Below are 14,147 nucleotides of genomic sequence, written 5' to 3' on the forward strand. Positions count from 1 at the left end.
GGCTTTCACTAGTACGAGAGGACTGTGAAGGACGGACCTCTAGTGTGCCGGTTGTCGCGCCAGCGGCAGTGCCGGGTAGCTATGTCCGGTGGCGATAATCGCTGAAAGCATCTAAGCGAGAAGCGTGCCTCAAGATAAGCTCTCCCGGGGCGTATGCCCCCTAAAGACCACTCGTAGACGACGAGTTTGATAGGCTGGGTGTGGAAGGCGTGTGAGCGCTGTAGCTAACCAGTACTAATCGGTCGTGCGGTTTAACATCCTTTGCTCCTGATAGACATGGTCTCACCGCAATGCTATGAACGCATTGCGGAGTGCTGAGTAAAAAGTTCTGAGTGCTGATTATTTTACTCGGAACTCAGCACCCAACCCTCAAGACTGCTCAGTTTAGAATGTTCCCGGTGGCCATACCGGAGGGGCCCCACCCGTTCCCATACCGAACACGGAAGTTAAGCCCTCCAAGGCCGATGCTACTGCTGCCGCGAGGCAGTGGGAAAGTAGGACGCTGCCGGGTTACAAATAGAAAGCCTGCTGGTGAAAGCCAGCAGGCTTTCTTATTTTGTGTAACCCGTAGCAGCGTCAGAAGAAAGTCGATGGGTTTCATCCGGCGACGTTAATCACGATACAACGATAGAGAGTCGCCGGTACGAGCAAGCTCGGTGTGGACCTCTGCCGGGTTACAAAAAGGGCCGGTTGATCTTTGGATCAACCGGCCTTTTCTTTTTTGTCCCCCCGGCAGCGAAACTTACTTTCAATGAATAAAGTCGAAAGGTTTTATCCGCCGGCAACAAATCACGATAAAACGCTAAAGATCCAGCGGTTCACACTAAGTGCGGTTTAAACATCTGCTGGGTTACAACGAGGCTCGCTGGAGCACTGCCGTATCGCATAGAGTACAATGCAAAGCATGAAATGCGAATATGAAGGAAGTATCCATCATAAACTCTGCTATGCCATCAACAAAAGGCTTAAGGCAAAAGTAACTTATAAAAAGGATAAGGATGTCCGGATTATTGAACCCCATGACTATGGAGTTCTTGAAGGAGAAGCCATTCGCAAACTGCTTGCCTATCAGCTTAAAGGCAACAGCCGCAGTGGCGGTCTTCCTGATTGGCGAGAGTTTGCAGTGGCCGGCATTCGACGAATGACGGTCTTACGCGAACGATTCCAGGGAACTCGCCTTGCGCTGAAGCACCACAAATGGGATCGTGTATTTGCGAGTGTTTCGCTGCCGAGCGAAGGGTGTGGATGTCATGAAGGTGCCCATAGGACAGGTTGAAAACATCGTATCGGCTTCTGGTGGGCAAAGAGAAGATTGGTATGTCTGAACTGCCCGACTTGGCGGTGTTTTCTGAAAATTTACACGCTTGTCTTCAAGGGCGGAATGTTCTCTCGCCCTCATTGGCTGTCACGCGACGAGAAGTCGCTCGATGTCGGAGTGTAAGGTGCGGCCCTATTCAGATGCTATGAAAGAATCGACAGAGTACCGGATCGTCGAAAAGGGGCGAAGACAATCGGTAAGTGAGTAACGTCGGCCCACGACAGCACCGCGACCTCCTGTCCGATCCCGAACGATTGAAGCAGCAGGAAGAGACCGAAGACGAGAGCCATGATGCCGGGCCAGATCATCGAGAGAGAGCCAAGAACAAGGACGAACGCCATCGCGGCCACTGTGTCTTGTGCAAGTTGGCTTTTGGCTGTGAGCATACACTCCCCTTTCCTGGCTTGCTCGTTCCCGAACACGCGAGCAGTGTCGGTTGTATGGTTCGCATGATAACTCCTGAGGAGACCTAATTAGCAACAGAGAAAAAGACCTAGTCATGGTTAGGGCTATTGCCAAGGTGGCAATTGATACGGTTAGAGGTCAACACCGAAGCCGAAACAAAGGGTCCGGAACAAGGGCGGGAAGTCTTTGGTTGAAAAAGTTCTCTGGACGATTGTACTTGGTCGGGCCTCCCCTGAATCTATTGTTCTCCTCCGCGAGATGTGACGACGACTCTGCGCAATTGACGATGCCGTAGCCTGCCTAGTCGGTGCTTCATAGGTGTTGAGGTGAAAGAGGTGGCCCGGGAGAGCGGGCAACCTCTTTCGGACCTCAGGCAGCTTTTGCTGGTTTTAAGAGCTGCTTTTGCGCCGCAGCCACGATGTTGTCCGCCGTGAACCCAAATTTCTTTTGGAGTTCTTTGAGGGGCGCCGAGGTCCCAAACGACGTCATACCGATGATCTCGCCTGTCGACCCCGCATAGCGCGCCCATCCAAACGTGGACGCCTGTTCCACGCAGACCCGGGCCGTCACGTTCGGCGGAATCACGCTGTCGCGATAGGCCTGTGGTTGATGCTCGAACAGCTCCCACGATGGCATGCTGACGACGCGAGCTTTGATCCCTTGCGCCTTCAGCTGCTCCGCTGCCTCAAGACAGAGCGAGACTTCACTGCCGCTGGCGAGGAGCAGCACGTCCGGTTTTCCGCCTGGCACGTCGGCCAACACATAGGCGCCTTTTGCCACGCCGGATGCGGCAGCATAAATGGAGCGGTCGATGGTCGGGAGTGCCTGCCTGGTCAGGATCAAGGCCACCGGCTCATGTTTCAGTTGCATGATGACGCGCCAGGCTTCTGAGACTTCGTTTGCATCTGCAGGACGAAGGACGATCAGATTGGGGATCGCCCGCAGCGAGGCAAGTTGCTCGATCGGCTGGTGCGTGGGCCCATCCTCGCCGACCCCGATCGAATCATGCGTGAAAATGTGGATGACCGGGATTTCCATCAGCGCGCTCAATCGGATCGCGCCGCGGCTGTAATCGCTGAAGATCAGGAAGCCTGAACCATAGGGGCGCACCTTTGAAAGGGAGAGTCCGTTCAACACGGAGCCCATCGCATGTTCTCGAACGCCGAAATGCAAGTTGCGGCCACCGCGGCACGTCGCGGTGAAATCACCGGCTCCCTCGAAGGTCAGGCGTGTCTTTGTCGATGGAGCGAGGTCCGCGGAGCCGCCTAACAGCCAAGGGACGTTCTTCGCCAGAGCATTGAGTACCTTAGCCGAAGCATCGCGACCGGCCACGCCCTTGGCATCGGTCGGGAACAGGGGCAGATCCTTGTCCCAGCCTTCAGGCAGTTGGCGCTGTTGCATGTGTGAAAGATGATCAGCGAGCTGCGGGAATTGCTTCTTATACTCTTCAAACTTCGCCATCCAGGCTGCGCGCGCCTCATGCCCACGTTTGCCCAGGCCCTGCTGGAAATGTTCGTGGACGCCGTTGGGCACCAGGAACTTTTCCAGTTCGGGCCAGCCGTAGTTTCGCTTCGTCAACCTGATTTCCTCTTCACCCAACGGTTCGCCATGCGCGGCGTGGGTATCTTGTTTATTGGGGGAGCCATAGGCGATGTGGCTGTCGACGATGATCAGCGTCGGGCGATCCGCTTCCTTTTTAAACGTCGTAAAGGCCCGCTCAAGCATGTCGAGATCGTTAGCATCGCCGACTCTAGTGACGTTCCAACCGTAGCCGATGAACCGAGTGGCCACGTCCTCGCTGAATGCCCACTCTGTATGTCCTTCGATCGTGATCTTGTTGTTGTCGTAGATCCAGCAGAGGTTGGCCAACCTCAAGTGCGCAGCCAGGGACGCGGCTTCGGCTGCGACACCCTCCATCATGCAACCGTCGCCACACAACGCGTAGACGTCGTAATTAAACATGTCGAACCCTGGGCGGTTGAAATAATGCCCTTGCCACTGGCCGGCAATCGCCATCCCGACGCTGGTGGCAATCCCTTGTCCGAGCGGACCGGTCGTGGTCTCCACGCCGGAAGTCCAGCGGTATTCCGGATGTCCGGCGCACTTGCTGTTGAGCTGGCGGAAGCGTTTGAGGTCGTCGAGCTGCACCGAGAGCTCACCCAACCGTTCGTATTGGGGGTTCACCGCCTTTACCCCCGTCAAATGCAGCAGCGAGTAGAGGAGCATGGAGGCATGCCCCATCGACAGCACGAACCGGTCCCGGTTCGGCCATATCGGATCGGCCGGATCAAATCGTAGAATGCGCTGCCAGAGACAGTAGGCCACCGGCGCCATGGCCATCGGCGTTCCCGGGTGCCCGGAATTGGCTAGCTGCACGGCATCCATCGAAAGGGTGCGGATCGTGTTGATGCAGGTCTGATCGAGCTGGGTGTTCGTCACCATGGCCCCCTTCTTAGTTAGCATTGTGGTCCGAGTGCGTTGTCGTAGGTAGTCCTATTCAATAATGATGTCGGTCGTTTCAAGCGCAGGCTTGAGTAAAAGTGGTGTGATGAGCAAGCTCACCGGCAAAGGACCCCGTCTCGGCTGGTTCGGGGGGATGTATTTGACAGCCTGACTCGTGGGCGCGAGTAGGATATTTATGCAACTGGGGCAGTAGGTTGGGAGCGTCTCCCGTGTTACAGTCTAGTTGATGAGCGATAACTCGACGAGCAGGTCCCCCCTGTCTCCGCAACACGGCCGTTGGACAATAAACATAAAAGGCAAGGTATACGCATGAGATCAGGAACAATCACGTTTACGAAACAGTCGCTGTGGTTTCTAATCACTGTGTTCACGGTTGTGGCGTTTTCTGGGGCAGGGTTTTGCGATTCAGGGGCGGTTAAGCCAGACACCGGTACATTGTCCACAGATATTCCTCTGTTGCCTGCTGCAATAATGCAGCCTGAGAAAACGATTGGCCAGGCGATGATGGATAAGCTGTCAAATGCGGTCAGCAGTGAATATGTGATCGGTGCCGAAGATGTATTGGACATTACCGTCTGGAGGAATCCGGACCTGTCAAGGCAAGTGCAAGTGCGTCCGGATGGGCGATTTTCAATGCCGATCATTCGTGACGTGGTGGCAGTGGGGAAAACACCCACTAAATTGGCCGAGGAAATGACGAACAGACTCAAGGAATATGTCCAAAACCCGGTCGTTGCCGTGACCTTGAAGGAGGTCAATAGCTCAAACATCTTTCTGCTCGGCGAGGTTGCTAATCCTGGCAAGTATCCGCTGAAGAGCAAAACGACGCTCTTGCAGGGAATTACCATGGCAGGTGGATTCAAGGAGACTGCGGCGAGAAATCAGATCGTCATTTTTCGGTTTACGGAGGTTGCCCCAGGGCTGAAGCGATTCACGGCGAGCTATGACGATATCGTGCTCCGCAGCGGAATAGCGGATAACTTTGAATTGAAACCGGGTGATACTCTTGTGGTCCCAAGTGAATCCATGGTGGTCTTCCCTGGTCGGTAGAGAGGGGAAAACGCACGCTTCAAGCCAGGAGAAAGAAAAAAGACGGGTTGATTTGTTACAGCTGTCGGGCTCCGCGCAGGATCGCGCTTCGTCTGTTCCATCGCCTACGCGGGGGACACGCTTGCCATGTAGCCCGGCGCGCGCTGCACTTCGAGAATCGCCGGGTCCCAGCGGGCATCGAATGGATGGTCCGGCTATCGATGGTTACCGGTGCATGATCCGAACGGAGCGGTTCGCCTTTCGCGACTCGCGATCGAATTCGACCCAGATAGGACCGCGTCTAATGACGCGTTATGATCAGGTCGATCTGCGTGCCGTTGTGGCAATCGGCAAGAACACGATCATGGGCGCCGTGCAGTGGTCGTCCCAATAGTCCCGCCGCTTGTTCGCGATTCAGAAATCCTGCATGGGTTCATTATTCCTCTCATTATAGCGAGCTCCGTAGGTTCCGTAAGGGCTGGGACTTTCGCTAGGCCACAGTGTCCAGATCACCTCGTACACTGGAAGTTGGCCGGGTATAAACCACGCCGGACGGGTGTGCATGAAGAAAGCCAGCGTCGACGAATCTGCGCTGACCTTGCACGGTGTGACGATCACGCATCCCGATCGGCTTGTCTTTGAACAGGGCGCGATCACCAAAGGAGAGGTGGCCCGCTACTATGCAGCCGTCGCACCCTTTCTTTTGGAGGAGATCCAAAACCGTCCGATCAGTTTGTTGAGATGTCCGAGCGGTGTCGACGCCGACTGTTTTTATCAACGCAATCTCGGTTTTGGATTAGGCACGCATGTGCACCCGTTCGTGTGGAGGTATAAAGACAGAAGCTACAACTATATCTATGTGAGGGACGAACAGGGGCTCATGGAGATGATCCAGATGGGCGTCATCGAAATACATCCCTGGGGCGCTACGATTGACCATATCCATGCTCCGGACAGAATGATTTTTGATCTGGACCCGGATCCAACCGTGCCGTTTTCAAAGGTGAAACGCGCGACGTGTGAAATCCGCGATCGCCTCAAGCAGGTAGGACTCGAGAGCACGTTGAAGTGCACGGGCGGCAAGGGACTGCATGTCGTGGTGTCGTTGGCGCCGACCAGCAGTTGGAAGCAAGTCAAAGACTGGTCGAGGGCGTTGGCTCAAAGCATGGTACGAGATGCGCCGAATAAATATGTCGCGACGATCACCAAATCCAAGCGCGTCGGAAAGATCCTGATCGATTTCTTCCGGAATGATTATACCGCCACGGGTATTGCCGGCTATTCGTTACGTGCCCGTCCGGGCGCGCCGGTCGCTGTGCCCTTGGAGTGGCGCGAACTGGCTGGCCTTAAAAGCGCCGATCAATTTCACATGGGTTCGGTCCTGGAACGGATTAAGGGTCGCACACCACGGCAGGCACCGCTGCAACAGCAGCTGCCGAAGATGAGATAGTCAGGGACTCAGTATGCCGACAAGCCTCCCGTTTCCGATGGAAGCGCTGCTCGTCAGTGAGTTGCCGATAGGGAAGGAGTGGCGGTATGAGCCGAAATGGGATGGCTTTCGCTGCTTGGCTCAGAAGCGGGAGTCTACCGTGACGTTGCGGTCCAAATCGGGAAAGCCGCTGGAGCGCTATTTCCCCGACATGGAACGCCTGCTCGGGAAGCTGGCAGCCAAGGCGTTTCTTCTCGATGGGGAATTACTGATCGAAGGTGAGAACGGGTATTCGTTTTCGGATCTCCAGCTGCGCCTGCACCCGGCGGCCAGCCGTGTTCATAAGCTGGCTCAGGAACAACCCGCGACTTTTGTGATCTTCGACATTCTCGAGACAGGGGACGGGCGGACGTTGATGTCGATGCCCTTGTCTCAGCGCCGACGACTGTTGGAGCAATTTTACGAGACGTATTGCTCGAAGGAAAAGGCCATCCGGCTGTCACCCCAGACGGATCAGCTGAATGAAGCCATGAATTGGCTGTCTTCTTCAGGTTGGTACATCGACGGCATTGTCGCGAAAAAGAGCACGGATGTGTATGTGCCGGGCGAACGGGTGATGCAGAAGTACAAACCCATGCGGACGGCGGATTGTGTGGTGGGCGGGTTTCGTTACGGCAAGGATTCGGACGAAGTGGGTTCCCTGCTGCTCGGCCTGTATGACGATGCCGGACGGCTCAATCATGTCGGATTTACGTCCTCCATTGCCAAAACCGACAAGCCTTCGCTGACGAAGCAACTCGAACGGCTGATTCAAGAGCCGGGCTTCACCGGGAACGCGCCCGGCGCACCCAGCCGGTGGTCGACCGAGCGGTCGGCTCAATGGAAGCCGCTGTCTCCCCAACTCGTCGTGGAAGTCAGTTTCGACCACGTGACGGACGGCCGGTTCCGCCACGGCACCAAGTTGATACGATTTCGGCCCGACAAGTCACCTCGGCAATGCACCATGAAACAGCTGCGGCCATAGATCGTGGCTTAACCCCTCCCCTAAAGCCTGGGACGCCGCCGCTACTTACCGCTAGGAGATGCTCTTCGTGCTGAAACCCCGCTCTGGACCTGGGAGCCATACTGGCTTATCATATTCTTGTCTACCCGCCCGGAGGTCCGTATGAACTCCGCGACCGCCTTTCGATTCCTCATCCTGATCGTTCCAGCAGTCTGGGTCATCTTTCGCCTCTTGCCCGCCGAGCACCCGCCATACGGGAATCTCCGTGCCCTCGCCTCGCATGAACAGCAATCACACCAGGAAACAACCGGGAGGGACAAGACCCCATTCGAGCAGTTCGCCGGCCACGAGTCGATGTTTAAGACGCATTACCAATCGCACTACGCCGCATCGGGATACGATTACAATCATTATCGATTGGCGTACAAGTATGGGTTTGACCTCGCCCGTGACCCAGATAATCAGAAGATGAACTGGAACAGCATCGAACCGCAAGCGCGTCAAAACTGGAATGAAGGAATCATGGGACGGTGGAGTCAGCACCACCAAGCCGTGCTCTACGGATGGGAACAAGGGATCAAGGTGAACGGCGGGTAAGTCATGCGAACAATCGGGGGCGAAGGAGAGGAACCGTTCAACCCGAAGCGACCGCTCCCCAGTGCATGATCCTCCCTTGCCATCCAACATGATACCAAGGTCTCTGTCAGCGGCGCGGACTTCTTGGTAGACTTTTAAAAGAGCTGAACATGAATCCCGCTTATCACAACTAGAAGGAGGCACATATGGATCATATAAAACTGCTCATCTATGGCTTTGTCGGCGTGGGAGTGCTGGTCGCGATCGTGGCTTTGCTTACGCAGATGCTCGGCATCGCCAGGCCGTCATACTAATGAGCCGGAAATGACTAAAGCGATCTGTGGAAGGATGAAGTAAGGAAGCTTTCACAGGCCACCTTCGTATGGAACATAGTCGGCACTGCCGGATGCACCAGCGAAGAGCCGACGATCACAAAGATCGTCGGCTCTTTTCCACCCGGCGGTCGTCTAGATCGAGGTGGTTGAGACCGGCGTCAGCAAGTTTGCACGATCAGCGGGCATCGGCTTACATCTGACCATGTGTTTCGTTCCCACAGCCTCTTGCTTTTGATTGATGCACGGCACAACGCCCAATCCGAATGACGCTGGTTCTCGACCGGAGCCTTCGAGATGAGCGCCTCCTTTTTCACGCTTGGCGACGTACGCCGCCCGCTTTTCCCCCCACGATCGGCACGAGATGAGCTAATCTGTACGCATGCGGATTGCCACCTGGAATGTCAACTCGCTCAAGGCTCGCCTTGAGAAGGTCATATGGTGGTTGGATCGGGCGAAGCCCGACGTGCTGCTGATGCAGGAAACAAAGCTGGTAGACGCGGACGCACCTGCCGAAGCATTCAAGCAGGCTGGATACGAGCTGGTGCATCATGGTGAGGCCCGATGGAACGGCGTGGCGATTGCAAGTCGGTGCGGGATTGGGAGCGTAAGCATGAATTTCGGAGAGCCGTTACGGACGGTGCGGACCTCGGATACCGGTGATGATGAACCACTGGCTGAGGCGCGGATGCTCGCTGCCGAATGCGGCGGCATGCCCATCATTTGTATATACGCGCCGAACGGCCGGCAGGTCGATTCGCCGTTTTATGAAGCGAAGCTCGCCTGGTTCGACAAGCTGGCTTGCTGGATTACAGCGTTCATCACAGCAGAGACACCGGCTGTCATCGGTGGTGATTTCAATGTGGCGCCCGAGGATATCGATGTATGGGATCCTCAGGCTTGCCATGGCGGCACACACGTCTCCGGGCGAGAGCGGCAGGCGTTTGCACGGCTGTTGCGCGCGGGATTTGTCGATGCATACCGATTGCACCATCCGGAACCCGGACGGTACACGTGGTGGGACTACCGAGCCGGCAATTTTCATAAAAACATCGGCATGCGCATCGATCATCTGCTCGTGACGCCGCCGTTGAAAGGCCGCGTAGTCTGGTCCGATATCGACCGCGAGGCGCGAAAAGGCAAACCGTTGCCCTCGGATCATGCACCGGTGGTTATTGACATCGATAGCCCCGGCCATCCGTTCGACGCCGGCTGGGCGTCGGCGGAATCACGAATCGCCGCGCGTACGAGAAAAGAGCGATGACTACAGGCCGGTGCGGACGGTGCTGCATCGGATGGTTCTGGCGAGGTCATCCTACCTCTGCCGGAGTCGCATCGACGCATGTACAGACAAAGAGTTCCCTGACCACTTTTTTTCCTATTGATGAGTAGCAATCTTCCCCCTATTCGTAGCATAGCGGCCGTCCCCTCGCCTTTCATACTCTGATTCCGTGTCTTTACGCTCCTTGCACCGTTCGCTAGGGTTTGACCCAGTAGGTGTACGGCTCAGTGTTGTTATGCTCGAACCTCCAACCGAAGTACACGCACATCGCGTACGGATTCTTCGTATGTGTGATCGAACTGGTGCTTTTCTGGAGACACAGCGCCCGCTTCTCACCGGACCTCGCACACAGCGGTTGATCCCCCTCGCTGCCACAGTGGCGCTGATCAGCCTTGGGGCACAAACAGGATGTCGTCCCACGCCTCATGCAGTTCTCAGTCAATCTTCACACGCTCCGGTTATGATGAGCGAACGTGTGCCGCAGGATGTCCGTCGCTTGGCCGTATGGTATCCCCGCACGTCCGAGCAAGAACTGCTGTACGGGTACGGGAGGCTCGAACAGGCCACGTTTCAGCTCAAAACACAACGCTCGTGGATCAAGATCGTCGAACGGCGCGACATCGGCCGATTGACGGATGAACAGCGGTGGCAACTCTCAGGGCGAGTCGGAGATGACAGTGCGGTACGGATCGGCAGGTGGCTCGGCGCGGACAGCATGGTCCTGTTCAGGATTGAAGGCCCGACCATGAGGGAACGGATGCTCGCACGCTTGTACGGGAGGATGCCGCCGTTCGTGGTATCGAGCAAGATTATCTCGGTGGAAAGCGGCGAAGTGCTGTACCACGACGTCGTCACCGCTATGGCGGTTCCCCCATCCGGCGAGTGGGGGGACTACGAAAGCGATTATGAATTGCAACCGGCGATGCACGCCGCGCTCGATCATGCGTTGTCCGTGGCGATCATGCATCTGACCCAATCATTTCGGTGAGCGGAGCTCGCAGAGCTCCACCAAACCCCTGAAATCGATCCCAAGACCAGGAAACCGTTTCCGTCGAATCACCCACCGGCAGTCATCAACCTCGGCAGCCCCGGCCATCCGTTCGACGCCGGTTGGGCTTCAGCGGAAATCGTCGCGAATCCTGGCACACTGTCAGTGATGCGCCGCAGGGCGGTGGGGATGCCACAGGAGGCGATCACGTCGCGAACCGCCGCGTCTCGGAACGGGACTCTGCTTCATTCCGATGAGCCTGATGGTCGGCCGCATTCTTTGCGTGGTAAGAGGATGGATTTACGCGGAGTCAATCGGACCAGGACGTTTCGCTTCGGGGCTGATACCGTACGCAAGGGCCGGTCAGAGTGTGAACCCGGCCGGCCTTGCCCTGTATGTTCTTCCGCCACTATTTTTTCTTTCCCATTGTTTCTTGGAGCAGTGATTTCCATTCGTCGCGGTTGACGGCCGGCATCGTCGTGATCTGGATGTGCCCCAGCGAGGCATTCCTCACCGCTGCCTTCATGGCCGTCTTGTTGTCCGGAAAGTCCCAGATGGCGACGACGTCGTATTCGCCCAGGCAATAGTAGGCCTGGACCAGCTTGCCGCCGAGCGCCTGGGCGTTCTTCTTGACCATCTCGGCGCGCTCGATGCCATGGTCCTTCATGGTTTGAAGACCATGTTGGGTAAACTTCACAAGGCTCACGTAGGTTGGCATGGCAGACCTCCTTTGATGGGGCGACGCGCAGGGCGTCGAGTAAGGAAATCTTAGGCGCTTTCGGTCGGCTAAAACAAGCGAGGTGTCGATCGGCCATTGGTTCCATACGTGGCGGAGGCAGTTCGAAACCTCACCCCTTACTTCTCCTGCCGTGCGTCTATCGCATTTCCCACTGATTTCCCATCAAGCCCACTCGAACGCGGCGTCGGGTGGGATCATCATGTGGCTTGCCGTCGATGCTCATGCGGATATCGGCATTGATATTCCCCACCAGATAATAACTGTGCTCCACGAGCCCTTTGACGATCGGTGTGCAGTCGATCTGATGAACCTTATTATGGACATGGGTCGGCCGCGCGGGCCCGTTGGAACCCAGACGATCGGGATTGCCTTTGGTGTAATCCGATATGACCAAGGCGGCATCACCTCGGTTGTGGTAGACGCTGATGCTTCTGGCTAATTCGTGCGCGCGCCACAAGGGTTGACCTTCTTCCAATGCCGTGTCGTCGACGTCGGGTGCGCACAAAAAAATGTGCTCGAACAGGCGGGGCAAGGCGTTTCCCGGCGTGAAGGCGTCGCACCGCTCGAGGGCGTTCTGCAGCAAATAATTGCCCATGGAGTGGCAAAGGAGATGGAGGTCCTGCTTGCAGAGCTGCTCGTCCGCGCGCCGCAGGCTCGCGAGAAAATCCCGTACTTTGAGAATGCCTCGTCCGACGGCGTTCCCGGACCCGGCCGCTTCCGACCGGTCCGATTTATAGGAGACGAACGGCAACCCCAGGCCGTCCGACGGCCAGGTGAACAGCACCACTTGCACGTTCTGCTCGGCATCCCTCTCCGGGCTATGGTTCAGCATTTCCTGAAGCGACAGGGCCGTGCCGACGGCCTCGGTCCAGGAGACATTGAAGCCATGGATGAAAATCACGACGTCCGTGTTCTTGCGCATGATCGTCTGCAGATCGGAAAACGCCGCTTGCGAACCCAACTTAATGTTGTCCTGTTGGTCCTCCGCAATCGACCGATTGATCTTCTCCCGATAAGCGACGATGTCGGCGGACTCGGCGCACCTTGCCAGGTACTTGATCAGTCCTTCACCGTCTCCTCGTCCCATGGGTTCGCAGTCCGTATCCAGGTGCTTGGTCAATTTGGCATCATCGACCGTGACGGTCAGACGGCCGAAGCGGAGATTCTCGACTCCGTCGTCGCTGAACTTCTTGCCGTAACCGTCCGGGTGCCAACGATCATTGCCGAGGTGGTTGCGATTGGTCGCGTAAAAGAGTCGTCGCTCAGCCATCTTCTTGGCTCCTTGTCTGAGACGTGAGGTGCAATCACCGCCGTCGGGCGGCGCCGGGCGAGATGTGCTTAGCCGCTTCGACCGGGAATGTCAAGAATGCACCTAAGCTTTTCTTCGTGAGCGACGGGGCCGGCTGATCGTGGAAGACAGCGTGTCGTTCCAACACGACGGGTGAGGAATTGTGTCTCTATCCCGCCGCGAGTGCCTTCAGGAGAAATCCTTGAACCTGTTCGCGCGCATTTCGTGAAGGCCGGCCTGCTTCGCCCTGCGCTCTCCACGAACCGATCAACGTGCTGTGGGCCTTGACCGGCTTCCCGTCCATCCGGTACTCGATCGCTCCATCGAATTGGAAACGGTCCGGGAAACGCGCACGTAGCGTGGTGATTTTGTCGGGATGTGAGACACAATCGGTTTCAAATCTCAAACCGAGAATTGCGGCGGTGCTGCGCTCGGCATGAGCGACATCTTCAGACGAAAGGCCAAGAGACTTGCGGTCGGCATCCGTATACCACCAGAACCGGAGAGGCAGGGCCGGTTGGGCCACGACGACGGCTCGTACCGCTGGGTGATCCAGCAGCGCGAGAGGGATCGGGCCTGACATGCAGTTGCCGATGATGCCCACGTGTTGACGGGGATGCCGTTCTCCTACCGTCCGTACCACGCCTCGCAGCCACGTCACGACAGGAGCGCTTCCCTGGGCGGGGATGCCCCATTCGCCGCCGGGGAAAAAGTCCATGAATCCCTGGAACCAATAGGCCCACAATCCCGTCGTCAGGGAGAACTTCCCTTTCTCGCCGAAGAGGAGCGGCACATACACCGTGAAGTCCTTCGAGAGCTCCTCTGCGTAGGCCAATGTTCCCGGAGATAGTCCGGTCAACTCATGGAGCAAGAGCAGCGGCGGTTTGTCCGCGCCGTCATTCAGGCAGAACACCGAATGGGTGATCCCGGCATGAGCGAAGGGTCGTTCGAAACACTCGACCCAATTGCGGGTGGGTGTTCCTTCTTCTTTGGCATGAGGCGCGCACATCCCCATTTGGGCGGCGCCACAGCCGGATAGGAGAAAGACAGCCACGATAGTGTGGAACAGGGAGCCGTGCGTTGTCCTCATGTCATTCCTTCGCCGCAATTTTCGCGGGTTCCTGGTTCTCTCGTCGTCGAGCAACGCAGCGGGAGCTTGCCAGTGTTCACGGAGCAGTGCAAGAACCTTCCTGAGTCGGACACCAGGGGTTCCAGAAGATTGATGAATGAAAAATTGATTCGGTTGTTGAAGGACGCCCTTAAACAATGATCCTACCGCGCTGTTCCATGTGGGG

Annotated in this window: 13 protein-coding genes and 2 rRNA genes; 10 read left to right on the top strand and 5 right to left on the bottom strand. The window is 56.7% G+C overall.

Annotation, left to right across the window (positions count from 1 at the left end; translation table 11 throughout):
* The 3 genes from A4E19_20680 to A4E19_20690 all read left to right on the top strand — a co-directional run.
* A 23S ribosomal RNA gene (locus A4E19_20680) occupies positions 1-259 on the top strand; the annotation flags it as partial.
* A 135-nt stretch (positions 260-394) separates the two neighbouring features.
* Positions 395-511: ribosomal RNA gene (rrf, locus tag A4E19_20685) — 5S ribosomal RNA — on the top strand.
* Positions 512-895: 384 nt separating this feature from the next.
* Positions 896-1,276, top strand: coding sequence for a hypothetical protein (locus A4E19_20690; protein ID OQW30986.1), 381 nt, complete (start codon positions 896-898; stop codon positions 1,274-1,276).
* A 185-nt stretch (positions 1,277-1,461) separates the two neighbouring features.
* On the opposite strand, the gene A4E19_20695 is transcribed toward A4E19_20690, so the two are convergent.
* Together A4E19_20695 and A4E19_20700 are read right to left on the bottom strand one after the other, a co-directional pair.
* The gene (locus tag A4E19_20695) at positions 1,462-1,704 is read right to left on the bottom strand and encodes a hypothetical protein (protein OQW30987.1); all 243 of its coding nucleotides are present in this window, start codon (positions 1,702-1,704) and stop codon (positions 1,462-1,464) included.
* Between the two features lie 388 nt (positions 1,705-2,092).
* A complete protein-coding gene (locus A4E19_20700; protein OQW30988.1) occupies positions 2,093-4,165 on the bottom strand; it encodes a transketolase in 2,073 nt (690 codons plus the stop codon).
* A gap of 492 nt (positions 4,166-4,657) precedes the next feature.
* On the opposite strand from A4E19_20700, the gene A4E19_20705 reads away from it, so the two are divergent.
* The 6 genes from A4E19_20705 to A4E19_20730 all read left to right on the top strand — a co-directional run bounded on the left by A4E19_20705 (position 4,658) and on the right by A4E19_20730 (position 10,825).
* Complete coding sequence (locus tag A4E19_20705) at positions 4,658-5,236, top strand: hypothetical protein (GenBank protein ID OQW30989.1); 579 nt, start codon at positions 4,658-4,660, stop codon at positions 5,234-5,236.
* 541 nt (positions 5,237-5,777) lie between these two features.
* A complete protein-coding gene (locus tag A4E19_20710; GenBank protein ID OQW30990.1) occupies positions 5,778-6,665 on the top strand; it encodes a hypothetical protein in 888 nt (295 codons plus the stop codon).
* Positions 6,666-6,702: 37 nt separating this feature from the next.
* Positions 6,703-7,668 carry an ATP-dependent DNA ligase gene (locus A4E19_20715; protein ID OQW31033.1) on the top strand — a complete coding sequence of 322 codons (966 nt, stop codon included), beginning with the start codon at positions 6,703-6,705 and terminating at the stop codon, positions 7,666-7,668.
* Between the two features lie 141 nt (positions 7,669-7,809).
* On the top strand, positions 7,810-8,244 hold the full coding sequence (locus A4E19_20720; protein ID OQW30991.1) for a hypothetical protein: 435 nt from the start codon (positions 7,810-7,812) through the stop codon (positions 8,242-8,244).
* A 693-nt stretch (positions 8,245-8,937) separates the two neighbouring features.
* On the top strand, positions 8,938-9,819 hold the full coding sequence (locus tag A4E19_20725; protein ID OQW30992.1) for a hypothetical protein: 882 nt from the start codon (positions 8,938-8,940) through the stop codon (positions 9,817-9,819).
* Between the two features lie 304 nt (positions 9,820-10,123).
* Complete coding sequence (locus tag A4E19_20730) at positions 10,124-10,825, top strand: hypothetical protein (protein ID OQW30993.1); 702 nt, start codon at positions 10,124-10,126, stop codon at positions 10,823-10,825.
* Positions 10,826-11,234: 409 nt separating this feature from the next.
* Here the strand turns inward: A4E19_20730 and A4E19_20735 are convergent, their stop codons facing one another.
* The 3 genes from A4E19_20735 to A4E19_20745 all read right to left on the bottom strand — a co-directional run bounded on the left by A4E19_20735 (position 11,235) and on the right by A4E19_20745 (position 13,906).
* The gene (locus A4E19_20735; GenBank protein OQW30994.1) at positions 11,235-11,543 is read right to left on the bottom strand and encodes a hypothetical protein; all 309 of its coding nucleotides are present in this window, start codon (positions 11,541-11,543) and stop codon (positions 11,235-11,237) included.
* A 157-nt stretch (positions 11,544-11,700) separates the two neighbouring features.
* On the bottom strand, positions 11,701-12,834 hold the full coding sequence (locus A4E19_20740; protein ID OQW30995.1) for a hypothetical protein: 1,134 nt from the start codon (positions 12,832-12,834) through the stop codon (positions 11,701-11,703).
* A gap of 187 nt (positions 12,835-13,021) precedes the next feature.
* On the bottom strand, positions 13,022-13,906 hold the full coding sequence (locus tag A4E19_20745; GenBank protein OQW30996.1) for a hypothetical protein: 885 nt from the start codon (positions 13,904-13,906) through the stop codon (positions 13,022-13,024).
* A 6-nt stretch (positions 13,907-13,912) separates the two neighbouring features.
* Between A4E19_20745 and A4E19_20750 the strand changes: the two genes are divergently transcribed.
* Positions 13,913-14,122, top strand: a complete 210-nt coding sequence (locus A4E19_20750) for a hypothetical protein (protein ID OQW30997.1) — start codon at positions 13,913-13,915, stop codon at positions 14,120-14,122.
* Positions 14,123-14,147: the final 25 nt, after the last annotated feature.

The organism is Nitrospira sp. SG-bin1 (genome assembly GCA_002083365.1).
In the GTDB taxonomy this organism is placed as follows: Bacteria; Nitrospirota; Nitrospiria; order Nitrospirales; family Nitrospiraceae; genus Nitrospira_D.